The 26,532-nt window shown below is 62.5% G+C and carries 23 protein-coding genes and 1 pseudogene; 14 read left to right on the top strand and 10 right to left on the bottom strand.

The window, feature by feature from the left end; genetic code table 11:
* Window positions 1-49: 49 nt before the first annotated feature.
* The 3 genes and pseudogenes from tnpC to PKE80_RS12470 all read right to left on the bottom strand — a co-directional run bounded on the left by tnpC (window position 50) and on the right by PKE80_RS12470 (window position 2,882).
* The gene (gene tnpC, locus PKE80_RS12480) at window positions 50-1,405 is read right to left on the bottom strand and encodes an IS66 family transposase (protein WP_271182732.1); all 1,356 of its coding nucleotides are present in this window, start codon (window positions 1,403-1,405) and stop codon (window positions 50-52) included.
* Window positions 1,406-2,014: 609 nt separating this feature from the next.
* Window positions 2,015-2,397 (bottom strand): annotated as a pseudogene (locus PKE80_RS12475) (ATP-binding protein).
* Between the two features lie 41 nt (window positions 2,398-2,438).
* Window positions 2,439-2,882, bottom strand: coding sequence for a MarR family winged helix-turn-helix transcriptional regulator (locus PKE80_RS12470; protein WP_271182731.1), 444 nt, complete (start codon window positions 2,880-2,882; stop codon window positions 2,439-2,441).
* A 266-nt stretch (window positions 2,883-3,148) separates the two neighbouring features.
* On the opposite strand from PKE80_RS12470, the gene ectA reads away from it, so the two are divergent.
* Genes ectA through PKE80_RS12415 form a run of 11 tightly spaced genes read left to right on the top strand, consistent with a single transcriptional unit; the run spans window position 3,149 to window position 15,833 of the window.
* Window positions 3,149-3,655 (top strand): diaminobutyrate acetyltransferase, encoded by a 507-nt coding sequence (ectA, locus tag PKE80_RS12465; protein WP_271182730.1) that lies wholly within the window; start codon window positions 3,149-3,151, stop codon window positions 3,653-3,655.
* Window positions 3,656-3,672: 17 nt separating this feature from the next.
* Window positions 3,673-4,992: a diaminobutyrate--2-oxoglutarate transaminase gene (ectB, locus tag PKE80_RS12460; protein WP_271182729.1), complete on the top strand. Its 1,320-nt coding sequence runs from the start codon at window positions 3,673-3,675 to the stop codon at window positions 4,990-4,992.
* Window positions 4,993-5,023: 31 nt separating this feature from the next.
* Window positions 5,024-5,428 carry an ectoine synthase gene (locus PKE80_RS12455; RefSeq protein ID WP_271182728.1) on the top strand — a complete coding sequence of 135 codons (405 nt, stop codon included), beginning with the start codon at window positions 5,024-5,026 and terminating at the stop codon, window positions 5,426-5,428.
* Between the two features lie 18 nt (window positions 5,429-5,446).
* Entirely contained in the window at window positions 5,447-6,361 is a 915-nt protein-coding gene (thpD, locus tag PKE80_RS12450; protein WP_271182727.1) for an ectoine hydroxylase, read from the top strand.
* A complete protein-coding gene (locus tag PKE80_RS12445; protein ID WP_271182726.1) occupies window positions 6,358-7,800 on the top strand; it encodes an aspartate kinase in 1,443 nt (480 codons plus the stop codon). The genes thpD and PKE80_RS12445 overlap by 4 nt, the downstream gene beginning before the upstream one ends.
* A 20-nt stretch (window positions 7,801-7,820) precedes the next feature.
* Window positions 7,821-9,062: an MFS transporter gene (locus PKE80_RS12440; RefSeq protein ID WP_271182725.1), complete on the top strand. Its 1,242-nt coding sequence runs from the start codon at window positions 7,821-7,823 to the stop codon at window positions 9,060-9,062.
* Window positions 9,059-10,342 carry an MFS transporter gene (locus tag PKE80_RS12435; RefSeq protein WP_271182724.1) on the top strand — a complete coding sequence of 428 codons (1,284 nt, stop codon included), beginning with the start codon at window positions 9,059-9,061 and terminating at the stop codon, window positions 10,340-10,342. The genes PKE80_RS12440 and PKE80_RS12435 overlap by 4 nt, the downstream gene beginning before the upstream one ends.
* Before the next feature lie 22 nt (window positions 10,343-10,364).
* Entirely contained in the window at window positions 10,365-11,669 is a 1,305-nt protein-coding gene (locus PKE80_RS12430) for a mechanosensitive ion channel family protein (RefSeq protein WP_271182723.1), read from the top strand.
* Entirely contained in the window at window positions 11,662-12,492 is an 831-nt protein-coding gene (locus tag PKE80_RS12425; protein WP_271182722.1) for a hypothetical protein, read from the top strand. The genes PKE80_RS12430 and PKE80_RS12425 overlap by 8 nt, the downstream gene beginning before the upstream one ends.
* 48 nt (window positions 12,493-12,540) lie before the next feature.
* Window positions 12,541-14,115: a DUF389 domain-containing protein gene (locus PKE80_RS12420; RefSeq protein ID WP_271182721.1), complete on the top strand. Its 1,575-nt coding sequence runs from the start codon at window positions 12,541-12,543 to the stop codon at window positions 14,113-14,115.
* A complete protein-coding gene (locus tag PKE80_RS12415) occupies window positions 14,112-15,833 on the top strand; it encodes an SLC13 family permease (protein ID WP_271182720.1) in 1,722 nt (573 codons plus the stop codon). Before PKE80_RS12420 ends, PKE80_RS12415 begins: the two co-directional genes overlap by 4 nt.
* On the opposite strand, the gene nhaA is transcribed toward PKE80_RS12415, so the two are convergent.
* From nhaA to PKE80_RS12385, 6 genes are all read right to left on the bottom strand, one after another.
* Window positions 15,808-17,004 carry a Na+/H+ antiporter NhaA gene (gene nhaA, locus PKE80_RS12410; protein ID WP_271182719.1) on the bottom strand — a complete coding sequence of 399 codons (1,197 nt, stop codon included), beginning with the start codon at window positions 17,002-17,004 and terminating at the stop codon, window positions 15,808-15,810. The genes PKE80_RS12415 and nhaA overlap by 26 nt on opposite strands.
* 301 nt (window positions 17,005-17,305) lie before the next feature.
* Window positions 17,306-18,622, bottom strand: coding sequence for a chloride channel protein (locus PKE80_RS12405; RefSeq protein ID WP_271182718.1), 1,317 nt, complete (start codon window positions 18,620-18,622; stop codon window positions 17,306-17,308).
* A 643-nt stretch (window positions 18,623-19,265) separates the two neighbouring features.
* Window positions 19,266-19,685: an IS200/IS605 family transposase gene (gene tnpA / locus PKE80_RS12400; RefSeq protein WP_036530815.1), complete on the bottom strand. Its 420-nt coding sequence runs from the start codon at window positions 19,683-19,685 to the stop codon at window positions 19,266-19,268.
* Window positions 19,686-19,933: 248 nt separating this feature from the next.
* On the bottom strand, window positions 19,934-20,092 hold the full coding sequence (locus tag PKE80_RS12395; RefSeq protein WP_271182717.1) for a hypothetical protein: 159 nt from the start codon (window positions 20,090-20,092) through the stop codon (window positions 19,934-19,936).
* Window positions 20,093-20,116: 24 nt separating this feature from the next.
* Window positions 20,117-20,686, bottom strand: coding sequence for an RES family NAD+ phosphorylase (locus tag PKE80_RS12390; RefSeq protein ID WP_271182716.1), 570 nt, complete (start codon window positions 20,684-20,686; stop codon window positions 20,117-20,119).
* 24 nt (window positions 20,687-20,710) lie between these two features.
* Window positions 20,711-21,292 (bottom strand): hypothetical protein, encoded by a 582-nt coding sequence (locus tag PKE80_RS12385; protein WP_008833393.1) that lies wholly within the window; start codon window positions 21,290-21,292, stop codon window positions 20,711-20,713.
* A 1,003-nt stretch (window positions 21,293-22,295) separates the two neighbouring features.
* Here PKE80_RS12385 and PKE80_RS12380 point away from each other — a divergent pair.
* The 3 genes from PKE80_RS12380 to PKE80_RS12370 are packed head-to-tail and all read left to right on the top strand — an operon-like array spanning window position 22,296 to window position 24,490.
* Window positions 22,296-22,724: a DUF983 domain-containing protein gene (locus tag PKE80_RS12380; RefSeq protein ID WP_069710080.1), complete on the top strand. Its 429-nt coding sequence runs from the start codon at window positions 22,296-22,298 to the stop codon at window positions 22,722-22,724.
* A 1-nt stretch (window position 22,725) separates the two neighbouring features.
* Window positions 22,726-23,064 (top strand): hypothetical protein, encoded by a 339-nt coding sequence (locus PKE80_RS12375; protein WP_271182715.1) that lies wholly within the window; start codon window positions 22,726-22,728, stop codon window positions 23,062-23,064.
* 37 nt (window positions 23,065-23,101) lie between these two features.
* On the top strand, window positions 23,102-24,490 hold the full coding sequence (locus PKE80_RS12370) for an aminotransferase-like domain-containing protein (RefSeq protein ID WP_271182714.1): 1,389 nt from the start codon (window positions 23,102-23,104) through the stop codon (window positions 24,488-24,490).
* Between the two features lie 367 nt (window positions 24,491-24,857).
* Here the strand turns inward: PKE80_RS12370 and PKE80_RS12365 are convergent, their stop codons facing one another.
* Complete coding sequence (locus tag PKE80_RS12365) at window positions 24,858-26,342, bottom strand: DDE-type integrase/transposase/recombinase (RefSeq protein ID WP_271182713.1); 1,485 nt, start codon at window positions 26,340-26,342, stop codon at window positions 24,858-24,860.
* Window positions 26,343-26,532: the final 190 nt, after the last annotated feature.

Here is a 26,532-nt window from a genome sequence, read left to right as displayed (position 1 = left end):
CGCGGCTCCGAAGCGGTAATTGCTCACGGGGTCAGCAATTGGGCTCTGATCAGGCGACCACGAACCTGCCGTCGACGAGTTCGCGGATAGCTACGAGGGCCGATTTGCCGCTGAGACGGGCGGTTCCGGTGACGGAGCGATATCCGGCGTGGATCTGGGCGCCCCAGTCGGAGGGGAAGCCGTTGGTGACCTTGCGGAACACGACCGAGGGGCGGATCTCGCGTTCTGATATGTTGTTGGTCGCAGGGACGTCGCGGTTGGTGAGGAAGACGAAGAACTTGCCCCGCCAGGCCTTGATTTGTTTGAGCAGAACACGTCCCGCCGGGTGCGCGACAGGCATCTGTACCAGGCGGGTCAGCAGATTGTCGGCCTTCGCGGCGTAGGCGGCCAGCGTCGTGTCCTTCAGGCTGCTTCGTCGCTTGCCGATCCGGATCGCCCAGCGCAGGTGGTCGCGGATTTTGGGGGCGAAAGCGGTATCCCCGCAGTCGATGGCATACTGAACATCGCGCAGGACATGGGCGAGGCAGACCTGATGCTCTTTGCCCAGTTCCTGCTGTCCGGCGTAGCGATCGGAGACCCACACGTCGGGTTGATGGCCACCCAGCACCTCGTCGACAACACTGCGCGCCCGGCGCGGGGCGATCTTGTGCAGGACCGCGTCTTTCGAGAGGAAGACCCATTGCCAATGGGCAATGCCGTTGGTGCGCGTGGACGTCTCATCGGATGCGATGATCCTTGCCGTCAGCAACTTGTCGGTGATCGCCTTCGTGGCTGCTGTCATTCCGGCCTGCATGCGCCTGAAGGCGTTGGCGATTGCCCCTTGGGAGATCGTGAGGCCAAACAGTTCCGCAGCAATGCGCGACAGTCGCTCGAAGCTGACATGGTGGCTGTGATGCAGATAGGCCAGCAGCGAGCGGATGCCAGGGCCAAACGGCGTGCCCGGCTCCATACCCGCCGGCGCCTCGGCGCGGTAGCGACGGCCACATCCCCCGCAGCGCGCACCGAACAATTCGATGCGGGTCACAATTGGGCGGATCGGCGGCAGGTCGATATGATCGTAGCGGTGACGGCAATGCTGGGTCTGCGAGGAAACATCGGTCCCGCAATGGCAGCAGCTTGCCGCCATGACGCGTTCGGTTTTGTCCGGCGTCTCGGCCAGTGGGCGGTGCTTGCCTTCGCGCGGCGGGCGCTTGCCAGTCCTGGGCTTACCGCCTTTGCCGCCCCGCTTGCCGAAGTCGTCCTTTGAAGGCGGAATATGCGAATTCTTCGAGGTCTTGCGCGGCTTGCCGACCAGTGATTCCAACTCGGAAATCCGTGCTGCCATCCGCTCGATCATATCGTGCTGAGCAAGCAGCAGCTCGTTCTTCTCGGCCTCGGTCAGAACATGAAGCGGCGGTGGCGGCATCCGTAGGGTGAATCAGCCAATCGACCTCCGCGCAACACTTTTCTGCCAACCCCGTGAGCAATTACCCGAAGCGACCGTCGATAAAGTTCATTCGGTATCAGCGGCCCATTGGGCTGTGACCACCGAACATAGCCATCATGGGTCCGCACCATCCTCAATTCGTCGCCCAATTCACCGTTTAGGCCTTTCCCATCGCATGGCCCGCCGACCAATTTTATCCGGCTCAAAATGAGTACTCCGCATCCGCGTTCGCTGAATAAAGGGTCAAGTGCTGCAGCGAGGCGAAGGTTGCAATGGGCGCCGTGGCATTTGCCGCCGGCGCCTTTCGGGTTCAATGCTTGCAAGGCTGCCACTCGGCTTCGGGGGTGTGCTCACCATCGCCAGCATGACCCGTGTGGGTGGAAACCGCATGTCTGCATAAGCGGTGGAAGGGTGCATGCGACCTGTGGTTCGGGGAATACTGTAGGCAGCGACGCGTCCCGCAATGCAGTCGTTCCGTCGCTGGCAGTGGTGTCAAACGACGCCGGGAATTGGGCTGGGGGCAACACGTAAAACTGGGCCCCCTTTTCATACTCAAACGTTAACGGAATCAAGCGGCGGAGTGGCCTTCTACAGAGGGCCACTCCGCCGCTTTTCGCGCAAACTATAGCTGTCGCCCCGGATGGTGATGACGTGGCTGTGGTGCAGCAGACGGTCGAGAATCGCGGTAGCGACGGCGGGGTCGCCAAAGACCGTTCCCCATTCTCCCACGCTGCGGTTGGACTTGATCAGCATGGCACTTCGCTCGTAGCGCGAGCTACCAGCTGGAAGAACAGGTAAGCAGCGTCGAAAGGCAGATAGCCAAGCTCATCAACGATCAGCAGCTTAGGTTTGGCAAGGAAGGGCAGTCGCTCTTGCAGGCGACCTTCGCCATGGGCCTTTACCAAGGCACAGACTAGCGCCTTGGCGGTTGTGTACAGACGGTGTAGTTCTGCCTGCTTCGGGAACGACATATAGGCCGTGATGTACGAGGTTTGAGGCGCTACACCGTATCCTAGCCCAGACTGCTGTCTTCTGAAATCAGAGCCCCGATCCGTTCGAGCGTGGCGAGGATCATTGCCTGTTCCCAGCGCGACAATCTGTCGAACCCCTGCCCAAAGCGCATCTGCAACGGAAACGGCAGGCTATTTAGCCGCTGAAGGCCGTCTTCGGTCGCCTGGACGAGGATCTGGCGCTTGTCGTTCTCGCTACGGGAGCGAGTGACGAGACCGGCTGCAACCAGCTTGTCGACGATGTTGGTTATCGTCGCCTGTCCGAACCGGAGCGCGGCTGCGACAGCGCTGGGCGTCACGATTTGTCCGGATCCGATCTGTCGCAAAACCAGAGCCTGCGACGGGGTTAATCCGGTTGCCGCAGCCATCCTCCTATTCTCCAGATCTGCGGCGTCGAGAATTTTTCTCAGGGCCGAAAGTGCTGCTGGAGTGAGATCGCTGTCCATGCCCTGACAGCTAGCTTTCCTGCGGCTTTGCGCCAAGCTGCAAGATACTTCCAAATTCGAAATATTGCATTCCGATGACGCGCACTAAGGGAACATATCTCGCGACACATGGTTGCAATGCACCGCACGATACGTATGTTATCGCGCAGCAGCAGTCATAATGAGGCAAATGCCAAGCACGCCAATGTGCTTCGGAGGGTGAAGTAATATTTGATGAAGTCATGAGTAAAGCCGCCTTCGGGACGAATCCCGAGGGCACAATTCCGATGTGTAAGACTACCTCGCCGGTCCTGCGCCGACCCACTGCCGAAGACGGGCCTGCCGTCACTGCGCTGATCGCGGCGTCCGAGCCGCTCGATCCCAACTCGGCCTATTGCAATCTGCTTCAGTGCAGCGACTTCGCCGACACCTGCGTGCTCGCGGAGCGCGACGGCGAGGTTCTCGGGTGGATTTCCGCCTACCGTCCGCCGTCGCATCCGGAGCGCATCTTCGTGTGGCAGGTCGCAGTCGCGGCTTGCGCGCGGGGCGAAGGGCTTGCAGGGCGCATGCTGGATGAGTTGGTCTCGCTGCCCGCCGTACAGGGCGCGACCACGCTGACCACCACGATCACCGAGGCCAATCCGGCCTCCTGGGCGCTGTTCGGCGCCTTCGCGCGCCGCCACGGCGCAAGCCTCTCGAAATCCAAGCGCTTCGAGCGCGCCGCGCACTTCGCGGGGGCACACGACACGGAATGGCACGCGACCATCGCGCCGCTGCCGTCCGTCCATACCTGAACAGGGGAACTCCCGAAATGACCAAGACTCCCATGCCGAGCGCCACCGCGCCGGATACGAAGATCTATGACCGCCGCGAATCCAGAGTGCGCAGCTATTCGCGTGCGATGCCTCGCCAATTCGGCAAGGCGCAAGGGCCCTGGCTCCACGACAACGAGGGCGGGCGTTATCTCGATTTCCTGTCGGGCTGCTCCTCGCTGAATTACGGTCACAACCATCCGGTGCTCAAGGCGGCGCTGATGGACTATATCGCCAATGACGGCGTGACCCATGCGCTCGACCTGCACACCGACGCCAAGGCCGCTTTCCTGCGCACGTTCGAGGACGTGATCCTGGAGCCGCGCGGGCTGGACTATCGCGCGATGTTCACCGGCCCGACCGGCACCAACGCGGTGGAAGCCGCGATCAAGCTGGCGCGCAAGGTCACGGGCCGCGAACTGGTGGTCGCCTTCACCAACGGCTTCCACGGCATGACGCTGGGCGCGCTCGCCTGCACCGGTAATGCGGGCAAGCGCGGCGGCGCGGGCGTGCCGCTTAGCCACGTCAGCCATGAGCCTTTCGATGGCTATTATGGGGACGAGGTGGATACGGCGGACCTGCTCGAACAGCGTCTTTCCGACCCCTCCAGCGGCCTCGATGTCCCGGCTGCCTTCCTCGTCGAGACTGTCCAGGGCGAAGGCGGGCTCAACGCTGCAAGCCCTGCGTGGCTGCGGCGCATCGCGGCGCTGGCGAAGAAGCACGGCGCGCTGATGATCGTCGATGACATCCAGGCCGGCTGCGGCCGCACCGGCGGGTTCTTCAGCTTCGAGAACATGGGCTTCACGCCCGATATCGTCACGCTGGCGAAGTCGCTTTCGGGCATGGGCCTGCCTTTTGCGCTGACGCTCATGCGCCCCGACCTCGATGTCTGGAGCCCCGGCGAACACAACGGCACGTTTCGCGGCAACAACCACGCCTTCGTCACCGCCACCGCGGCGCTGCGCGAGTTCTGGGCCGACCCGGCCTTCATCGATGCGGTGGCGCGGCGCGGCGGCATCCTCGAACGGCGGCTTGAACGCATGGCCGAGCGCCATGGCCTGACCACGCGCGGGCGCGGCATGATGCGCGGCATCAACGTCGGCGGCGGCGAGGTCGCATCGCAGATCACGTCGGCCTGCTTCGACGAGGGCCTGATCATCGAGACCAGCGGCGCGCATGACGAGATCGTCAAAGTGCTCGCCCCGCTGACCATCGAGGATGCGGTGCTCGAAGCCGGGCTCGACATTCTGGAAGAGGCGGTCGCAGCCGCGATCGCCCCGGTGAAGCGGGCGCTGCCGAAAATTGGCGTGGCCGCCTGAACACTCCCTCCAAATTCAAAGGAATACCCATATGATCGTTCGCAATCTCAACGACATCCGCAAGTCCGACCGTCACGTCGAATCCAATGGCTGGCACTCCGACCGCCTGCTGCTCAAGGACGACAAGATGGGCTTCTCGTTCCACGTCACCACGATGTTCGCGGGCGAGGAGCTACACATGCATTACCAGAACCATCTCGAAGCGGTGCTGGTGATGCAGGGTGAGGGCACGATCGAGGACCTCGGCACCGGCCTGACGCACGAGTTGAGGCCGGGGGTGATGTATGCGCTCAACGCCAACGACAAGCACATCGTGCGCCCGGTGCAGGACATCGTGTGCGCCTGCGTCTTCAACCCGCCCGTGACGGGCCGCGAGGTCCATGACGAGAACGGCGCTTACCCCGCCGATACCAGCGAACCTGCGCTCGCGGACTGAGGAAAAAGAGGGCACACGATGCACGACCACTATCCCACCCGCAGCGCGGCCGAACCCCAGCTGTTCCCGCGCAGCGAACCTGTCGCCCGCCGCGCCTGGCAGCCGGGCGCGCCGTTGACCGCAGAGCAGATCGCCCAGTTCGACCGCGACGGCTATCTTGTGCTGGAGGACGTGTTCTCCGAAGCGGAGATGACCGCGCTCCAGGCAGAAACCGGGCGCCTGCTCGGTGATCCCGAGGGCCTGAAGGACGAGACGGTGGTTGCCGAACCGGGCAGCCGCGAGATCCGCTCGATCTTCGAGATCCACGGTCAGAGCCACACGATGGCCCGCCTTGCCGCCGACGAACGGCTTGCGGGTGTCGCCTGTTATCTGCTGGACGACGAGGTCTACGTCCACCAGTCCCGCCTCAACTACAAGCCGGGGTTCAAGGGCAAGGCGTTCTACTGGCACTCCGACTTCGAGACCTGGCACGCCGAGGATGGCATGCCGCGCATGCGCGCGCTGTCGATGTCGGTGCTGCTGGCGGAAAACACGCCTAACAACGGCCCGCTGATGGTGATCCCCGGATCGCAGCACGTCTTCATCGCCTGCGTCGGCGAAACACCGGTCGATCATTACAGGGCGTCCTTGCGTAAGCAGGAATACGGCGTGCCCGACGAGGACACGTTGGCCGAACTGGCTCACCGGCAGGGCATCGTCGCGCCCACCGGCAAGCCGGGCACGGTGATCGTGTTCGACTGTAACACGATGCATGGTTCCAACGGCAACATCACCCCGTTCCCGCGCGCCAATGCCTTCCTCGTCTACAACGCGGTGAGCAACCGGCTGGAGGCACCGTTCGCCGCTGCCACCCCGCGCCCGGATTTCATCGCCGCGCGCGATGTGAAGCCGGTGACGCCCGTTTCGGGCAGCCTCGAAGGAGTACCTGCATGAACGGAGCGCATTCCGTAGAAAAGATCGGCGGCACTTCGATGGCTGCCACCTCGACCGTGTTCGACAACGTCCTGATCGCCGGGCGCGAGGGCGCGGACCTCTACAACCGCATCTTCGTCGTCTCGGCCTATGCCGGGATGACCGACCTGCTGCTGGAGCACAAGAAGTCGGGCCGGCCCGGCGTCCACGCCCACTTCATCCGCAACGAAGTGCCCGGCGCCTGGCGCTCGGCGCTGGCTGACGTGATGGGCGCGATGTGGGCGCGCAATGCCGAGATGTTTGCGCGCGCCGAAAGCCGCGAGGAGGCCGACGCCTTCGTTGCAAGGCGCGTCGCCGCGCTGGAAACCTGCCTCGACGATCTCGACCGGCTGCGCGCACACGGCCGCTTCTGCCTGAAGGAGCAGATGACCACCGTGCGCGAGATGCTGGCGGGTCTGGGCGAGGCGCATTCGGCGCACTCGACCGCGCTGATGCTGCGCGACCGGGGCGTGAACGCGGTCTTCGTCGACCTGACCTTGTGGAACCACGAGGACATGCGCAGCCTCGACGCGCGGATCGAGGAGGCGCTGGCGCCGATCGACCTTGCCACGAAGATGCCCATCGTCACCGGCTATGCCGGTTGCGAGGGCGGCATGGTGCGCCGCTATGCGCGCGGCTATTCGGAGATGACGTTCTCGCGCATCGCCGTGCTGACGCAGGCGCGCGAGGCGATCATCCACAAGGAGTTCCACCTTTCCAGCGCCGACCCGCGCCTTGTCGGCGAGACGGTGGCGCGCAAGATCGGGCGGACCAACTACGACGTGGCGGACCAGCTTGCCAATCTGGGCATGGAGGCAATCCATCCGCGTGCAGGGCGCGGCCTGCGCCAGTCGAAAATTCCGCTGCGCGTGCGCAACACCTTCGACCGGCACGACGGCGGCACGCTGATCTGTGGCGACTACGTTTCCGAAGCGCCGCGGGTGGAGATCGTTACCGGCCTGTCTTCGGTCCAGGCGTTGCAGGTGTTCGAGCAGGACATGGTGGGGGAGAAAGGCTACGACGCCGCGATCCTCGACACCCTGACCCGGCACGGCGCCTGGATCGTCAGCAAGAGTTCCAACGCCAACACCATCACCCACTACCTGTCGGGCACCGACACCGCGCAGATGGCTGCGATCGTGGCGGACATCGAGGCGAAGTGGCCGGGCGCGGCGGTGACGGTGCAGCCGGTGGCGATGGTCTCGGTGATCGGCAGCGATCTGGGCGAGCCGGGTCTCGTCCCGCGCGCGCTCATGGCGCTGGCGGAAGCGGGCATCGGCATGATCGCGATGCAGCACCAGATCCGCAACGTGGACGTGCAGTTCATCGTCGGCGTCGAGGACTTCGACCCGGCCGTGCGTGTGCTGCACAGGGTGCTCGTCGAAGGCGCGACGACGGCGCAGGAACGCGCGGCGGCCTGACGCCCGGTTCCACTTCGTCGATGCTGAACGCCATCCTTCCCGTGCGCAGCCTGCTGCTGGCCATCTTCATCCTGATGGCGGGCGGCGGGTTCATGAACACGCTCGTCAGCGTGCGTCTCGAGCGCGCGGGAAGTGGCACGCTGGCCATCGGGCTGGTCGGCACCGCCTATTTTGCAGGGCTGGTCGCCGGATCGCTGCGCGCACCCGCATTGCTGCGCCGGATCGGCCATATCCGCGCCTTCGCCGCTTTCGTCGCGGTTCTGAGCGCCAGTACGCTGGCCTACGCGATCCACCGCGATGTGCTGTTATGGGGCGCGCTGCGCTTTGCCGACGGCCTGTGCCTTGCAGGTATCTACGTCTGCCTCGAAAGCTGGCTGGGCGAGCGGGCCGAAGGAGCCGGACGAGGCAGCGTCCTCGCGGGTTACATGATTGCGCTCTACGGCGGGCAGGCGATCGGGCAGTTCACGCTGAACCTCGGCGGTGGCGGCTCGACCCTGCCGCTGCTGGCGGGCTCGATCCTGATCTCGCTTGCCGCCGTACCTGTTGTGCTGACCCGCATTGCCGCCCCCGCGCCGAGTGAAGGCGCGTCACTGCGTTTCCGCGAACTCTATGTGGTCTCTCCTCTTGGCATTGTCGGCGCGCTTCTGACGGGCGTGATGCTCGGAGCGTTCTACGCGATGGGCGCGGTCTATGCGCGGCGATCCGGGCTGGACCTGTCTGCGACGGCCCTGTTCATGAGCGTGGTCATCATGGGCGGCGTCGCGCTGCAGTGGCCTCTGGGTCGCCTGTCGGACCGCATGGACCGGCGCAAGGTGATCGTGATGGGTTTTGCCGGAACGCTCATTGCCAGCCTCGCGATCGCGCTGACCAGCGGCACCGCGCCGCTGATGGCGTTCGGTGCCTTGTTTGGCGGCTTGAGTTTCGCTTTGTACCCTTTGTGTGTCGCTCACACCAACGATCACTTGACCTCGGATCAGCGGATAGCGGCCAGTGGGGGGCTGGTGCTTCTCTACTCGCTCGGCGCCGCGATAGGGCCTTCGATGGCGGCTATCGCGATGACTTTTCTGGGAACTTCGGGACTGTTCCTGTTCGTCGCAGCCTGCGCAGGCACGGCGCTCGCCTTCGGCTTGTGGCGGCAGGCCCGTTCCGAGCCGGTGCCGACCCATCTTCAGGAAACCTACGTCGTTCTGCCACGAACCACGCCCCTTTCAATCGAAATGTCGGCCACGCCTGACGCTGCCGACGAAAGCACATCTTCATGACCGAACCTACCCCGCCCTCCGTCCTGCACCGCGCAATTGCCGCCTCAGCTATCGGCAACGCCACCGAATGGTTCGACTACGGCATCTACGCATATGGCGTGACGTATATCTCCGCAGCGCTTTTCCCCGGGGACACGGGGGAGGCGACGCTGTTCGCGCTGGCGACGTTCGCGATCTCGTTCCTGATCCGTCCGCTCGGAGGGTTCTTCTGGGGACCATTGGGAGATCGCTACGGGCGCAAGGCGGTGCTGGGGGTGACGATCGTAATGATGGCGGGCGCGACGGTTCTGGTCGGCCTCATCCCGTCATACGCGGCGATCGGCATATGGGCTCCCGCATTGCTGGTGATCCTGCGCATGGTGCAGGGATTTTCGACGGGCGGCGAGTACGGCGGCGCGGCGATCTTCATGGCTGAATATGCGCCCGATGCGAAGCGCGGCTTCTACGGCAGCTTTCTCGAAGTCGGCACGCTGGCAGGCTTCTGTGCAGGCGCAATGCTTATGCTCGGGTTCTCGCTGGTGTTGGGTGACACAGCGATGCGCGAGTGGGCTTGGCGTCTGCCGTTTCTGCTGGCCGGGCCGCTTGGTCTCGTGGGCGTCTACTTGCGTTCGCGCATGGAAGAGACCCCGCTTTTCCGGGAGGTGGAGCAACAGGCGCATCGCGGCGCCGGATCTCCCTTACGCGAACTGCTGACCCGCCACCGTCGCCCGCTGCCGGCCATGGGCGGTCTCGTCATCGCGCTCAACGTCGTGAACTATACGCTGCTGAGCTACATGCCGACGTACTTCGAGCGGCGGCTCGGCCTTTCTACCGACGCCGCGCTGGCAGTGCCGCTGGCGGGGATGCTGTTCATGATGGTACTCTTGCCTTTCACGGGGGCACTCTCCGACCGGATCGGCAGGAAGCCCATGTGGATGGCCTCGCTGATCGGGCTCATGCTGGCGGTGATCCCGCTTTATCATGTGATGGATGCAGGCCCGGTGAGTGCGGTCATCGGCTATGCTCTTCTGGGAATGCTCTACGTCCCGCAACTTGCGACGATCTCGGCAACGTTCCCAGCCTTCTTCCCGACGCCCGTGCGCTTTGCGGGCTTTGCAATAGCCTACAACCTGTCGACCTCGCTGTTCGGCGGGACTGCACCTGCGGTCAACGCCTGGCTGATAGACCGGACCGGCGATCCGCTGATGCCCGCCTACGTGATGATCGCCGCCTGCGTGGTGGGCCTCGCGGCATTGCGATTCACCGACGAAACCGCCCGACAGCCGCTGCGGGCCGCCTGACAACAACTTTGGGGGATTTTCTTTGCCGATCGATGCCAGTACCGCCCTTGCCCGATTTGCGGGGGCGTGGGCGCAAGAACCATGGGCGCGCACAGTGCTCGGGATTGTCGTGCTTGCGGGTTCAGCGTGGCTCGCCAACTGGATAGCCAGGCGGATCGTCCTGAACGCAATGATGCGGCTGATCAGGCGCACCCCGTTTGAGGTCGGCGCGGACCGCATCGGTGCGATCGTCTCGCGCCTTTCGAACATCCTGCCCGCCCTGATTGTACAGGGCGGTATCGGCACTGTGTCGGGGCTGCCGATGGCACTGCCCAGCCTCGTCCACAGTATTTGTGCAGCCATCATCATCGTCAGTCTCGCGCTGTCGCTGACGGGCGTTCTGACGCTGGCCAACGAGCAGTACCAGCGTCGCCCGGAAGCCGGCAACCGGCCGATCAAGGGCTATGTCCAGGTGGCCAAGCTGCTCGTCTATGGCGCAACCGCGATCCTGGTGATCGCGGCGCTCATGGATCAGTCTCCCTTGCTGCTGCTTTCGGGTCTGGGCGCGATGGCGGCGGTGCTCATGCTGGTGTTCAAGGATACGATCCTGTCGCTGGTGGCATCCGTCCAGATCACGTCGAACGACATGATACGGGTGGGGGACTGGATCGAGATGCCCAAACTCGATGCCAACGGTGACGTCATCGACATCGCCCTGCATACCGTGAAAGTGCAGAACTTCGACAAGACCATCACCACCATACCCACGCACCGCCTGATCACGGACAGCTTCCGCAACTGGCGCGGGATGTCGGAATCGGGCGGCAGGCGGATCATGCGTTCGTTGATGATCGACCAGAACAGCGTGCGTTTCCTTGGCGATGCGGATATCGGGCAACTGTCGCGTTTTGCGGTGTTTCGCGCCTATCTTGATGATCGGCAGGGCAGGATATCGGCGTGGAACCGTCGTCACGCCGGTAGTGACGGGCTCAATGCGCGCCGTCTGACCAACATCGGAACCTTTCGCGCTTATGTCCTCGCCTATCTGCGCAGTCTCCCCTCCATAGCCGAGGACAAGACCATGCTGGTCCGGCAGCTGGAACCCGGCGAGCATGGCTTGCCCCTGCAGATCTATGCGTTCGCATCCACGACCGTCTGGGCGAGGTACGAGGACATTCAGGCCGACATCTTCGACCATCTCATCGCGATCATGCCGGAATTCGGGCTACGCCTTTTCCAGAGGCCGACGGGTCTGGACCTTATGGGCCTCGTCACGCATGGCTCTGATGTGTGTTCATCGGGGCGGCCGGAAGCGGCAGTCCAGCAGAAAGATCCAGTCGGTGCCTGAATTCTCCGTCAAAGCCCTCCGCTTCAGATTACTTGCAGCGCTCGGAGTCGCAACCCTCATTTCGGTGGTGCCTGCCCATGCCCAAACTTCGGCGGCGCCGAGCTACCCGGACCTGGTAGAGTTGTCGAAGCGTGCCGGCATGGTCATCAAGGCCCGAGTTCAGACGGTATCGCGCCTCGACCCCGCTCAGGTCCGCAATCCGACGGCACTGCATGATCGTTTCTACGCGGAAGCGCAGACCGAAGCCTTGATCTACGGGCGGCAGGGCATTGGCGCTTCGCTACGTTACCTCGTCGATCTGCCGCCAGACCGTCCGGAGCTTTCCGGCCGCGACGTGCTGCTGTTTGCCTGGCGCGTGCCGGACGAGACCGGTGACATCAAGCTCGTCGATCCGACCGCGCAGGTCTTGTGGTCGCCGGTTCAGGAAGCCCGTGTGCGGTCCATCCTGACGGAACTTGTGGTGCCCGGCGCACCTTCACCGGTCACCCGGGTGCGGGAGCTGATGTTCGTACCGGGCAATCTTGCCGGGCAAGGGCAAACACAAATCTTCCTCGATACCAAAGGTGGGGGCAGCGCGGCGATCACCGTGCGCCATCAACCGGGATCGGCGCCGAGTTGGGGCGTGTCCTTCTCACAGGTGGCTGCCGGAACCAAAGCGCCGCCGCCGCAGGACAGCCTGGCATGGTATAGCCTGGCATGCTTCCTGCCCGCCTATCCGCCCGCAGCCTCGAACGTATCGCGCAGCAGCGCAAAGCAGGAACAGGCGCTGAACGATTATCGCATGGTCGTCTCGTCGCTGGGTACCTGCAACCGCACGCGATGACGGGGCTTATTCCACCAACATTTTGAAGGTTACGGGGACGGGGCAGGAATGACGGTTTTTCCATCGGCAGCGACGCCGCCTGATGGCGCCATTCATGACAGGCTGGAGCATGTCGCGCTCTACCGTTGGTGGCGTCGTGCGATCGTCGCGCGGGTCGATCACGAGGCGGTGATGGCGCGTATCGTCGAGGATGGCGGCTGGACACCTCGCTACGCGTTCATGGTGATGATGTCGGCTGGTATTGCGGTCCTCGGCCTGCTGCTGTCCTCCCCGGCGGTGGTGATCGGCGCGATGCTGATCTCTCCGCTCATGAGTCCGATCCTTGGGTTGGGGTTCAGTCTTGCCCTGTTCGATTTCAAGGAGATGCGGCGGGCGCTGACGGCGCTCGCGGTCGGTGCAGGCGCGTCGGTGCTGTTCACGGCGCTTATCGTTGCGCTATCACCGCTCCAGGCACCGACCAGCGAGATCATCGCGCGCACGCGGCCAAACCTCTTCGATCTCGCGGTCGCGCTCTTCGCAGCCCTTGCCGGGACTTTCGCGATCATTCGCGGGCGTGGCGACACGATCGTCGGCGTCGCCATCGCAACGGCCCTGATGCCCCCTCTCGCCGTCGTCGGCTTTGGCCTCGCGACCTGGAATATGCCGGTCCTTGGCGGCGCTTTCGCGCTGTTCGTCACCAACTTCGTGACGATCGCCTTGTCGGCGATGATCATGGCGCGGTTCTACGGGTTCGGGCATTACCTCTCCAGTCAGCAGACCTGGACGCAGACCTTTGTCCTGTTGTTCGTCTTCGTCGCAATGGCCATTCCGCTTGGCATCTCCCTCAAGCAGATCGCCGGGGAAGCTGTGACGCTCAACCAGACCCGCTCGTTCCTATCTGAACGCTTCGGCGCCGATGCACGTGTGACCCAGCTCGACATTGACTTCGATGCGCAGCCGGCAGTGGTTCGCGCTGTGGTCATCACCCCTCGCGACAAGATGAAGCGCACCGAGGCTTTGCAGGACGATCTCACCGCACGGCTCGGGCAGCCGATCAAGCTGCGGCTGGATCAGGTTCTGCTCGAAGCGGGTGCCGGTGCGATCGAGGCCCAGCGTGAGGAAATCCGGCAGGCAGGCGATGCCGCCGCCATCGAGACCCAGCGCATCGCGAGCCTTTCACAGATGCTCGCCCTGACCGCCGGCATATCGTCCGACAGCGTGACGATTGATCGCGATCACCATCGTGCAATGGCCAGCGCCGCGCCGCTTCCCGGCGCAACCCTTGCCACATACCGCACCCTGGAACGGCGGGCTGCTGCTCAGGCCGATGGGTGGGACGTGGTGCTCACTCCGCCGCAGATGGCATACCCGTCGATCAGCTTCACAGGGTCTCAGGATGCGCTCGACCTTCCCGCGCGGGAGGCCGTTCTGGTGACGGCATGGGCCGCCAGGCGCTGGAATGTGCGTGTCCTCGCCGTTCCGGGCCTTCCAGCCGATGCGCCGCAATCTCCCACGCTTGTCCAGCGGCGGGCTATCGGCATTGCCGCACTGCTACGTGAGAACGGCGTCGAAGCGGTGCCCGCTCCGGCCGCAGGAAGCCGTTTTGCCCTAAGAGAAGTTGAAGGAGGCGGGGAACAGCCTTGAGCCCGGCCCTTGTCAGCGCCGTGATCCTGCTGGGTACGCTAGTCCTGTTCGTATCCGAGCGCGTGCGGCATGATCTGGTCGCGTTCCTCGCGCTCATCGCCTGTCTGATGACGGGTCTTGTCGCGCCGGCTGACGCCTTTGCCGGATTTGCCGATCCTGCCGTGATGGCGGTCGCAGCGGTGCTTGTGGTCGGGCGTGCCATCGAGCTTAGCGGAGCGGCGGGTCTCGTCGCCAACCGCGTCATCCCGGTCGATGCGCCGTTCGCGATGCGCATGGCCGGACTTCTGGTCGTCGGTGCCATGTTGTCGGCCTTCATGAACAATATCGCCGCTCTGGTCATCACCATGCCGATCGCGGCCGAGATCGCGCGCACGGCCCGGCGATCGCCGGCCGCCACCTTGATGCCGCTCGCGTTTGCAACGATTCTGGGCGGAATGACGACGCTGATCGGCACGCCGGCCAACCTCATTCTGTCTTCCGTGCGGGAAGCGAGATTGGGTACGCCCTTCGGCTTCTTCACGATGACGCCCGTCGGGGTGGCGGTGACGGTCGTCGGTCTTGTCTACCTGTGCGTGGTGGGTTGGCGTTTGCTGCCGGTGCGGACGCGCAGTTCCAGCGATGGAAAGCCGCCGTGGCGGGTGTATGAGTTGTCGGTCCTGGATGAACGTCTGGACGCCGAGGAACTGCGTAGTCGCCTTCGGGCTGCCGGAGCGCGGATGCTCGCCTCGTTCCGGGACATCGCGCCGATAGCCGGGATCGAATATTTTCAGGCGGGGGACCGCCTTCTGGTCGTGTCGCGCAAGAACCAGTGGTCCGTTGCTGCCACGACCGGCCTTGCCAGCGATGTTCCCGCAGACCATGTGCCGGACGCCGTCACCGTCCGCGTCGCGGTGGCACACGGCTCTCCGCTCATCGGGCTTGGATACGACGAAGTGCGAACCCGCAGCCGGCAGCAGCTGCAGGTCGTCGCGGTAGGCCCCCGCGTGGCGAGGGAACGGCGGCAGTTGGTGGACATGCGCATACGGGCTGGCGACCAGCTCTATATCCGCGGTCCTCAGTCAGAGCTCGGTGCCTTCAGCGCCAGTGCCCGTGTCCTGGAAATCGACCGGCACGATCCCGTCCCGACGGCTCACGGCCGCGCAGCCGGTATTCTCGCGATTTTCGCAGCGGCGATTGCCTGCATTGTCGGGCTCGGGCTCTCCCCCGCGCTGGCCTTCACCGGTGCCGCCGTCCTGATCGCGGCGTTGCGGCTACTTCCGTCAGAGGAAATCTACCGCTCGATCGACTGGAGCGTGATCGTCCTGCTCGCAGCCATGATCCCGGTGGGGCAGAGCTTCGAGAACAGCGGCGCAGCCGCCATCGCGGCGCAGTGGCTGGGTGAGATGCTGACGGGTCTGCCGCTGGTCGTCGTTCTGGCCGCACTGTGCTCGGTCACCCTGGTGCTATCCATCTTCCTCAACAATGTGGCGACCGCGATCATCATGGGCCCGCTCGCTATCGACGCAGCCAACCTTCTCCACGTCAGTCCAGACGCCGCGTTGCTGGCAGTGCTCATCGGCGCGTCATCGGACTTTCTGACCCCGATCGGTCATCAGAACAATCTTCTGGTCATGGGGCCGGGCGGCTACCGATTCAGCGATTATGCCCGGATGGGCGCGCCTTTGGTCGTGGCTGTGGTAGCCTGTGCGGCAATTACGCTAACGCTGCTGTATGGCTGATCGGGACTTCACGGTTCGCGATGCGCAGCACCAAGAAGCCCAGAATGCCGGAAATCAATGAACCGACGAGAATGCCGACTTTGGCTTCGGACTGAAGGATTGGGTCGCCCGGGAACGCCAGGAGGGCGATGAAAAGGCTCATCGTGAAGCCGATCCCACAAAGCAGGGCTACCCCCAGCATCTGCATCCGGCTGGCATGCGCCGGAGCATCCGCCAATCCCAGCTTGGTGGCCATCAGCGACAAGCCAAACACGCCGATCGGCTTGCCGAGGACCAGACCTGCAGCGACTCCAAGCGTCACCGGCGCGAGCAAAGCATTCACCGGCAGGCTGAGAAAGGGCACCCCGGCATTGGCTAATGCAAAGAGGGGAACGATGAGAAAGCCTACCGGGATATGCAGGGCGTGTTCGAGGCGATGGAGAGGGCTGGTGGCATCGCCGTCCGAGCGGCTTGGCGTCACGTCCATGGGTATGGTCAACGCAAGCAGTACACCGGCCAGCGTTGCATGGATTCCAGAGCGGAACACGAAGATCCATAGCACCACGCCCAACAGCAAGTAGGGTGTCAGCCGGCGAACTCGCAGACGATTCATCGCCATGAGACCCGCGACGGCCAGCACCGCGACAAGCAAGTCGGGCCAGGAAACTTGGGCGGTGTAGAATACTGCGATGATGATCACCGCACCCAGATCGTCGATGATCGCCAAGGCAGCCAGAAACACGCGCAGAGACGCAGGCACGCGGTCGCCGAGCAATGATATTACGCCAAGAGCGAATGCGATGTCGGTCGCCGCTGGAATCGCCCAACCCCGGGCCGATTCTCCTGTATTGAATGCGAAAAACAGCAGTGCCGGAACCGCCATGCCGCCGAGGGCCGCGATGCCCGGGAGCATGCGGCGCGGCCATGTGGAAAGTTGGCCGTCGAGCATCTCACGTTTGATCTCAAGGCCAACGAGCAGGAAGAACGCCGCCATTAGTGCGTCATTTATCCAGTGCGCGATCGAGAGCGGCCCGAGATGACTGTGCAGCAGGGCTTCGTAGGTCGCCGCAGCGGGCGAGTTGGCGAGCACGAGCGCGATGGCGGCCATCGCCATCAGAAAAAGACCTGCAGAGGACTGCCCATGTAGGAAACGGCGAAGGGCGCTGGGGGACTTGAGGCGTGCGAGGACCATCGGGAGCTCCGGGCAAAGATCGTCAGGCACCGGCGGCCCGACCGATGCTGCGAAACCTGCCCACCACATGGCGAACACCCGCCCTATCCTTGGCAGCCCGCACCCGGGGCCGCAACCCCGGTCCGACTTGCCAGAGCCTTGATCTAGTCGGAATCTGCGATCACTCCGTTGGATTATCGTGAGCTATTTCGCGCTGGCTTTGTCCAGTCCTACATTCGGGAAGTCAGTCAAACTCGGCAGCTATGCTCATTTGCCTGACTGCCTGTGGGAGGCCTGCGCGATAGCTCGGCCTTGAGCCTGCTCAGCCTGCCGCCTTCAGGAAGCGCTGCGAAAGTCCATGGTAGAGTTTTTCCTTGCAGATGAACTGCGCGGCGAAATCCGCCACGAGGGCCGAGGCTACCAGCGGCATCATCAGTCCCCGGCTCGCTGTCGTCTCCGAGATGATGATGACCGCAGTGAGCGGAGCTCTCACCACGCCGGTGAAATAGGCCACCATGCCTAGCAGCACGATGGCACCGGGCGAGTAATCCGGGAAGACCGTGCGCAGAAGGTCGCCAATGCCCGCGCCGATCGACAGCGACGGCGCAAAGATGCCGCCCGGCAGACCCGAGACGGCCGTCGCTAGCGTCGTCATGAACTTCGCCACACCGAACCATGCCGGCACAGCGCGGCCTTCGATGATCCCGTGAGCGGTCTCATAGCCCGTGCCCCAGGTCAGCCCGGTGAAGGCCCCGATCACCGCTACGACCACGCCGCATCCAAGTGCGAACGTCACCGGCCGCGCCCGGAGCCAGGCCATGGGCGCGAAGGACGTCGCGCCTGCGGTCAGCATCAGCCTTGAGAAGATACCGCCCGCAATGCCCCCGACGATCCCGGCGACGGGAGCAGCGATGATCGCCTGCGTCACGCGAAGTGTCTGACGCATTTCCCCGAAGTAGATGTAATCCCCTGCCAGCCCAAGACTCACCATGCCTGCGATCAGGACAGCCGCCATCACCAGCAGCGTCATGCGCTGCTCATACGCCGCTGCCAGTTCCTCGATCGCGAAGGCCACGCCGGCCAGAGGCGTGTTGAACGCCGCCGCCACGCCGGCCGCACCGCCTGCGATATAGACCGACGAGCGGATGGGAATGCGCATCAGCCGGTGCATGCGCCCCATGATCGCCGCCGCGATCTGCACCGTCGGCCCCTCGCGGCCGACCGACGCGCCGAAGACGAGTGCCGCCGCCGTCAGAAAGAACTTGGCGATAGCCGCACGCGCCGACACGAAGGTCGACAGGGCGGCTTCGGGATTTCTGGTCGCGGCCATCACCTGCGGGATGCCCGAACCTCTCGCCAGCGGTGCCATGCGGTTGGTCACCCAGACGATGCCCGCGAAGCCCAACGGCGTCATAAAGAAAGGCAGCCACCAGCATCGGCGGTAGGCCGACTGGAAGAGCATATTGGCTCGATCCGCCATGTCGGCGAAAACCAGGGCCACCAGCCCGACCAGAACCGCGCCGCCCAGAATGGCCACACGCCGCCGCCAGATCAGCGCTTCCGGACCATGGCGACGCAGGAGGACGCGAAAGCGCCGGGGGAGGAGGCGGGTAAGCGGCTTCACGGAACGAAAACTCAAACTGCGGACTGGACAAGCTCGCCGAGCCTCATGGGTGTTTCATAAGCCTGAGTCCACCCTCGTTTATCAGGCAGGTGCTGAAGGAAGTACCGCTGGGCCGTACGTGAAATATTGCAAACTAACAGTCAAAGTGCCGTGATTTTCTTAATTATGGTGCAGTCATCGGCGGGACAGCCAGTGCCATGCTGTTTGCGGCCGCCATTGATATTTTCGGCAAGCGATGGGTAAACATGGCTGCTTGCTCCTTGTTTTTCGCCTGGTTCAAATTCCGAACGAAGTTGAAAGACCGCTTTCGGGATCCTCGGACAGCGCCTCGAACGGCAAGAATGGGCGCGTTGCTGCCTCGGCGGCATGCTCCACGGACGGCAGCTATACCCGCGCCTCGGACCAGAATGGGAACGGGAGCTAACCACCCCTTCTCGCCATACACCCGAACAATTGTGGATCGCGAAAGCGGCCATTGAGGGGGCCCACTGCGGGGCAGCGGGTCCGGGTGTCATATCGCCGGACCTGTGTGCCAGCAGGGTCAGCGCTGCGCAGGATCGCAGGGCTACGCACTGACCCTGCTGCATCCAAGGGTGACATCTCTATCTGGCGGAAATAGTGTCTTCTCTGAATGACTGACCGGCTGACGCCGGTAGGATCATGCGGCGGGGCTGAAGCCATCCTTGTGGGTATGCTTTTCGAGATACCGCATGATGATGTCATCGGTGATGTTGCCGGAGGTAGTCGAGAAGTAGCCGCGTTGCCAGAAGCGTTGCCCCCAATACCGCTTGCGGATGTGCTCGAACTCCTGCTGGATTTTCCGTGACGATCGCCCCTTGGCACGGCGGACGAAATCGCTGACGGAAACGTGCGGCGGGATTTCGACGAACATGTGCACGTGGTCCTTCGACAGTGCCCCATTGATGATCGTCACGCCCATCTCGGCGCAAACTTGCCTGATAATTTCCCGGACCCGCAGGCGCACGTCGCCATGGAGCACCTTGAAGCGATACTTGGGTGCCCAGACGAGATGATAGCGATGATGGAATGTCGTGTGACAACCGCTCTTGTAGCGCATAGCCTGTAACCTCGGGAAAAACGGAAGACTTACGCCCTTCAGGCGGTCTTCCGTTTTTCCCGAGGTTACAGGCTTGCACGCGAGTCTACGGCTGAAGCCAGTATCCGACTGGAAGTCGGAGGGGTTCCTCCCCGAAAGAGGACTCTAAATAGCAGGAACAAACCCTGCGGATCCGAAATGGGGGTGAAGCTCTCGAAATCCCGACCGCAACAGCCCCACGCTGATATCAGCGGAGCCGGCTAGGTCGGTTATTCCAGAAGTCCATTCGCACGGAATGAACCTGGGACTTGATCGGCAACCCGGATGGCCTCGATCGCATCGACGCCTAGTTCAGCAACATCCATCGGCACGTGATTGAATTGAGAAAGGCGCGCATATTCCGTCGCCGAAAGCATGACGACGGACACGGCTCCGTCGCGTTATGGACGCAGTCAAAACTCAATCAGGTTGTAACCTCGACTGCCAAGGAGCTTTTCCGCCCACTCCTTGGGGATCGGGTTACCTTCGGAGCTCAACGATATCGCGCCGTCAGCACGATCGAAGAGCGCTATGCAGAACTCGTCACTGTCGAACCGCGATCGATACTGAATGCCGTCCAGATCGGTGTCATGGAAGACTTGTGCCGCGATTTGCTGCGGCACGCCATAAGCGCCAGGATTGTCTACAGGATCGAAATCTGCAGACACCCCCGCCGACGTGGTCCTGAACCACGCCAGGCCTGGTCCGTGAACCTTGGCGAGACGCACCGGCCGCATCACCGTGAAACTGGCGGAACGCCTGCGCGCAATCTGTTCCCAAAGGATGTCTCTTTCAGCCGGCGCGCGCAAAAGCGTTTCGGCAAATGGACCGACAAGCGTCTTCCCGAGGTAGAGAACGCCAAATTTACGATCAGGGTCATCCCAGCGCCACGTCGCATCCTTGCGGCCATACCATCTGGCCGCGACTGCGGATCCGTGAATGCGATGAAGTACCCTGCCCGTGGCGATCGTCGCCACAGGCATCCTGCCTGTCCCAGCCATCCCAAATCAGTCTTCGAGTGTTTGGGCGAAACGCACCACGAGATCGATTTCAGCCGCGCTGCCGCGCAGCATATCGATAGGCTTCCTGCCATCGAGCCCCTCATCTCCCGCCACGAGGAATTGAAGGATGGCCCAACCACCGGTCTGCGGAACAGCACTCAGTACGCGGGCGACCCCTGGGAGGATCGTATTGCCGTCGAACTGAAAAACCGGGAACAGCTTGGTCCCGTTGTCCTCGACCATCAGCAGTCGGCGGTCCTTGACCGCCTTGTAAACGGCCTGGATCGTTTTATGCTCCAGCAGCTCTCGCACCTTCTCAGCGGTCAGCGCGCCGCCTGCAGCATCGATCATGCGCCGCTTGAAGGCAATGGCTTTCGTGAGCTTCTCTGCCGCCTCGGGATTATCGGTTTCGACAGCGGGGATACCGCGCGCGAGGTTGAATACCAGACTGGGTACATCGATGCTGCGGATGGCCGCCGCCTTGGCGGAAGCCGGCATCAACTTGATGATGCGCTCCGCGCTCGCCATGATACGGTCCCGGAGGAGCTGATCGGGGTCTACAAATCCAGAATTCGCCAGGCGTGTCATTGGATCATTCCTGTTCAATCAGTTTCATATACCGCAGACACGAAGCTTTTTCAACCACATGGCCATGAGCACGGTGATATCATGGTCACCGGCGTCGGCGTCCAAGGGATTAATGAGGATTGAGGACCACCGCTCATCGCCGGCCAAGGTCGGGAAGGCCCTGAACCGTCGAAGCAAAACGAGCATCACGGGCCAGTCATTCGGGATTGGCGGGATGTTCGATCAACGATCCTCGCGCACTATATAATGGTCATGACACGCCGCGCGGCGCTGATGTCCGCAGGATCGGGTGATAATGCTAATGGCGGCGACAGGTGCCGGGTAAACGCGACCGACCGGCACCGCCATCGTTTCCTTCGGCTTTGGGCAAGACACTTTCGATTAGGTCGACCAGAAGCGGCATCGTAGATGCTCGAGCACTCAAGAGGGCAGCGAAAGCAGAAGGTTTTTGTCGTTTCTGCAGGCCTTGCCGAGGTCGCCGCGCACGCAAAGCTGCTGACCCGGCGGTCCGGGAAACTGGACAGCTTCCCCGTGGCCGCATCGGGCGTTCGTGCGACCGGGCTAGGAACGAATCTCCAGGCCGAACATGCATTGCTGCTTGACCCCTGCCGTGACGATCATGCCCAGCATCTGGCCTTCAGTTTCGATCCCGGCCATCCACCGGGGCTATTAGTGCCAAGGGGTATTCACGCCGAGCGAGAGCGCGGTGCGGTCTCGATACAGGTTTACGGGCTGAGACGGGGCGCTGCGAGACAGCGTTGAAGCGTTCGATCGAGATGCGTATGCGCCTCCGCAAATTTAACATTTGTATGGATACAGTCCATGCAATATGGCGGCGCAATTACCCTACCTTCTCGAGATATCCCGCGCGCCGCTGCTTCATATTGATCCTGTCCGTGCCTACACGTCTAAATTGTATGCCTATATGCATGGTCATTGCATGGTTTAACTGCATGTCATATATAGGAGTGAGAATCAGTTAGACCTATCGAGGTGCTGTCCCATGTTGGACTCGAATGACGCATCTGCCAGCAAAGGACGCTGGATATTTCACTGCGGATTGAAGGGGCTCTGCCCCGAATGCGGAAAGGCATCCATGTTCCGCAAGTGGCTCAAGTTGCAAACGACGTGTCCAAATTGCGGGCTCAGCTACAATTTCGCCGCGCCGGACGACGGCCCGGCTTTCTTCTCGTTGTGTATTGTCGCGTTCCCGCTGACATTCTTCGTCGTCTGGCTGCAGGTCGCGTTTGAGCCGCCTTTCTGGGTGCATCTTTTCACGTCCGCGCCTTTGATGGCGCTCGGATGCGTCCTTCCCTTGCAATACATCAAAGGCTGGCTGGTCGCGTCGCAGTACGTGAACAAGGCGCAGGAAGCCGGCACCGAGAACCTTTGGGCGCAGTTGCATGCCCGGGCAGAAAGCGAGGAGAAGTGATATGGGGGACCCGCCTTCTTCAGCGGTCTCGAAAACGCATGGGAGTATCAATCTGGCGGCCCGGCTCGTCTCGTGCTTTTACGATGCCATCAATCGACCGGATCTTTCCAGCATGATCCGCAACGGCCAGGCCGAAGATTTTCCAGAGATCAAGACTGCCGCCGATCTGCTGAAAGCAGAGACCGTTCGACTTGAACGATACGAAGTCGCCCTTCGTCAGTATGCTGACCCTGGGTTCTGGGACGATATGGCCTCTGCCGGATCGCTTGCGCTGTACGATGGCGGGGAAATGGCAAGGAATGTCCTTGCCGGGCGTCCCGCATTCTATCACCGAGACTGACAGCTCAAGCAGCGTCAAAGGCGTTTAGAAGGTCATCATGCAAAGCTGGATTCCCGATATAGCCACGGTGAGCGGTCCCAAGTACCTCGCGATCGCCGAGGCGCTCGCTCGTGATATCGATACAGGGAAACTGCGCGAGGGTGACCGCCTGCCCCCTCAACGACTGCTGGCGGAAACTCTGGGGCTGGACCTCACGACCATTACCCGTGCCTACGGGGAAGCACAGCGCCTTGGCCTTGTGGAAGGGAGTGGTCGACGCGGAAGCTTCGTACGCTCCAAAGCATCAGTGGTGTCGGGCATTCGCGTTCCGGACGCCGGCGATACGGGAATGAATGCTCCCCCTGAAGACTTTGGCGGGTCCCTTGCAAGCGCCTTTCGGGATTGTGCTTCTGCCTTGCTGACACCCGAACACGGCGTACTTCCGTTTCAGTATCAGCGCAGTGGCGGCGCCGCATCGGCGCGCAAGGCAGGTGCCGATATGCTGGCAGGGCGCGGCATCCCGTGTTCTGAGGACAGCGTACTGGTAGCTGCTGGCGGTCAGAATGCGCTCCATGCGATTTTTAGCGCGGAACTCAGAGCCGGCGATAGACTGGCTGTAGCCCCTTACGTTTACCCTGGCCTGCTTGCGCTTTCCCGCAGATACGGCATCGAGTTGGTCGCGGTGGCGTCAGACGAAAACGGGCTGCTTCCGGAGGCACTGGACAGCGCATGTTCCGCAGCAGCCGTGCGGGGTGTGTACCTGGTCCCCACCAACGATAATCCCACTGCCGTCAGCATGCCGGCCGACCGCCGAGCGGCGATCGCACAGGTCATTACGCAGCATCAGCTTCTGTTGATCGAAGACGACGCTTACGGCTTGCTGCCTGCCCAGCCGCTGGTGCCGATCGCGGCCCTTGCGCCAACAAATGCCTGGTACATTGCGAGCGTCTCGAAAGTGCTTACCCCGGGCCTGCGTGTAGCCTGGTTGCGTGCTCCTGACGTCGCTGGCGCGTGGCGTCTTGCTGCCGATATGCACGAAACAGCCATCATGGCACCTCCCTTGAACGCTGCGATAGTCACGCAATGGCTGCACAGCGGTGCCTTTCACAGGCTGATCGAGGAAGTTCGCACCGAGGCATCTATCCGTCAGGCGCTCGCTCGCGAATATCTTCCGGCTGGTTCGTTTCGCGCGCCGGAATACGGATATCATCTCTGGTTAGAAGTCCCTGCGGACCTTGATACCCGGCATATTGCGGATGCTCTGCGTCAGCACGGCCTTTCGGCCATTGCGGGCGAAGCATTTGCGGTGGATCCCGCAATGCCTAGTGCGACTGCGCTACGCGTGTCGATTGGCGGAAGTATATCACGAGAGCGGTTGCAGCGCGGTCTTCAGCTACTCTCGGCTCTGATAAGCCCTCAAGCGCCCCGAAAGATTAGCCTAATCTAACAAACCAACTGGTTGCGACGCCTTACGATCCCGCTGGTACCAGCCCTTGTCCCAGGCAGCAGTCTTCGGGGCGCCGACATCGCAATGCCGGCGCCCCGGCAGGCCCTTCTCCACTGGGGCGCTGACCTGCGCGCCGCGCCTGCTGCAGCGAAGGATGCGCGGCGACAACTACGATGGCCGGCGTGTTGCCTCACGGAGGAATGTTCCCCAAGGTGTGATCGTTGCCTCATCAGAATGGTTCCCATAGCCGAGTGGGCCAGATCTTTCCATCCATTGCCTGTTCGCGGGTTGCGTAGGGTTGCGTAGGGTTGCGTAGCGTAGCGAAGCGGCACGCGAACAGGCAATGGATGGAGCGCTCTCCGCGCCGCTATTCAGCCGCCACTGCAGAGGCCCCGAGGATCAGTGCGTCGGCCTTTGCTGCTCGCCACCGTTTGCGCTGTCGTTCGAAAGTCCTCAATTGGCCCGGAAGGTACAGGCCGGGATGCTCCGCGCAGAGCATTTCGAACAAATCACGAGACGTTCGCCCCATGGCGTTTTCAAACAGGGCGGTCACCTCTCTTGCCGTCGCCGCGAAGGGATCCGCGCGCGTCCTCCAAGTACGCAGTGGACGCGCCGATTCCTTCACGGTGCCGAACTGCCAGGCATCTTTGAGGCTGGCCAGAAAGTCTCCAAGCCGCGCATCCGGCTGGATCACCCCCTCAACCTGATCTTCCTGTGAGAGATTGAGCAATTGCTGCTGACAATGACGCATGCGTGCGAGCAAGTCGATGGGATCCAGGCTCGCCTGTAACGTCGACAACTGTGTCTTGATAGCATTGCTGACCCGGGCATCCGCAAGGAGACGCTGACAGGGCGTGACCGGTTTATCGTAGTGCTTGATTACCTTGGCACCACGGCGTTCCTTTGAGATCAGTTTGAATGATGGTTGAAGCAGGTTCACAAACAGGCGCGATGCGGTGTAGAGCTTCTCAAGAATTTGGAGCGCTTCGAGCCCTTCATATCGCCGATAGCCAACCAGCTTTCTGACCACCGATCCGTTCTTCTGCTCTACCCATGCCTGGTCATTTTTGTGATACGGGCGAGAACGAGTGAACGTTATATGATGAATTGCACACCAGCCCTGAATACTTTCGTTCATGAAGACCGTGTCGTTGTCAGTATCCAGCCCAAGGATCGGCATCGGAAGTGAACGCTGCAGTTTGACCAGTGCCTGCACCAGAAGCCCTTGCTCGCGGAACGGAATCGGCACCGTCTCGGTCCACCCGCTGGCAATGTCCGTGAGAGTCAGGGTCTGGACAAATCTTCCATCTGCAGACGGACCCGAATGGGCCACCAAGTCGGCCTCAAAGAACCCAGGTAACGGGTCACCCCAATCGGCGAAGGTGCGGACCGGGACTGCCGCCTTCACTGCAGCCGAAGGTGGTGCCCGTCGCCGGCGCTTGGCCCCTTCGCGAAACGGCGCCAGACGGCGATCAATCGTCGCCGCACTCATGGTGAGGATCCCAGCCCGGATGGCTGGCAGCAGGGTCATGTGTCCATGGCGTTCCATGGCCTCGACAAGCAGCGGCAGCATTGCGTGTAACCGTTTCCCGCAGACCCGGTCAGAGGCCTCCCACAGCGTCACCAGCGCGCTATCCATCTCGTCGTTGTAGAGACGCAGTTCCGGTCTTGGCGCGCACCGATTACGCCGCGCTGTTGCGCGCAGGATGCGCGCCGCGTGCTTACGGTGAAAGCCGGTAATGGCCGTGAACACATCGAGGATCTTCCCCCGAGTCGCGCGATCAGCGTTTCGATACCGCTCGCCAGTTGCTGCAATAATGTCGTCGCGCGTCGTCATGCTGACCTTCCTCATTTTCTTGCTCCACTCTCAACATCCTCGGGAGCATTCTTGATGAGGCAACGATCACGCCTTGGGGAACGATTCTATTGAGGCAATGCGCCGGACTCCGTAATCGTCGCGCTACAGAAGGAGGACATTTCAGCTGGTCGTCTGTGAAAAGCGCTGAAGCCCGCAGGGAGGCGTGGGTTTTGGTGGATATGAA

It is taken from the genome of Novosphingobium resinovorum, assembly GCF_027922145.1.
Lineage (GTDB): Bacteria > Pseudomonadota > Alphaproteobacteria > Sphingomonadales > Sphingomonadaceae > Novosphingobium > Novosphingobium resinovorum.
Note: the sequence above shows the minus strand (reverse complement) of the source record. Positions and strands in the feature narration are given on the sequence as shown.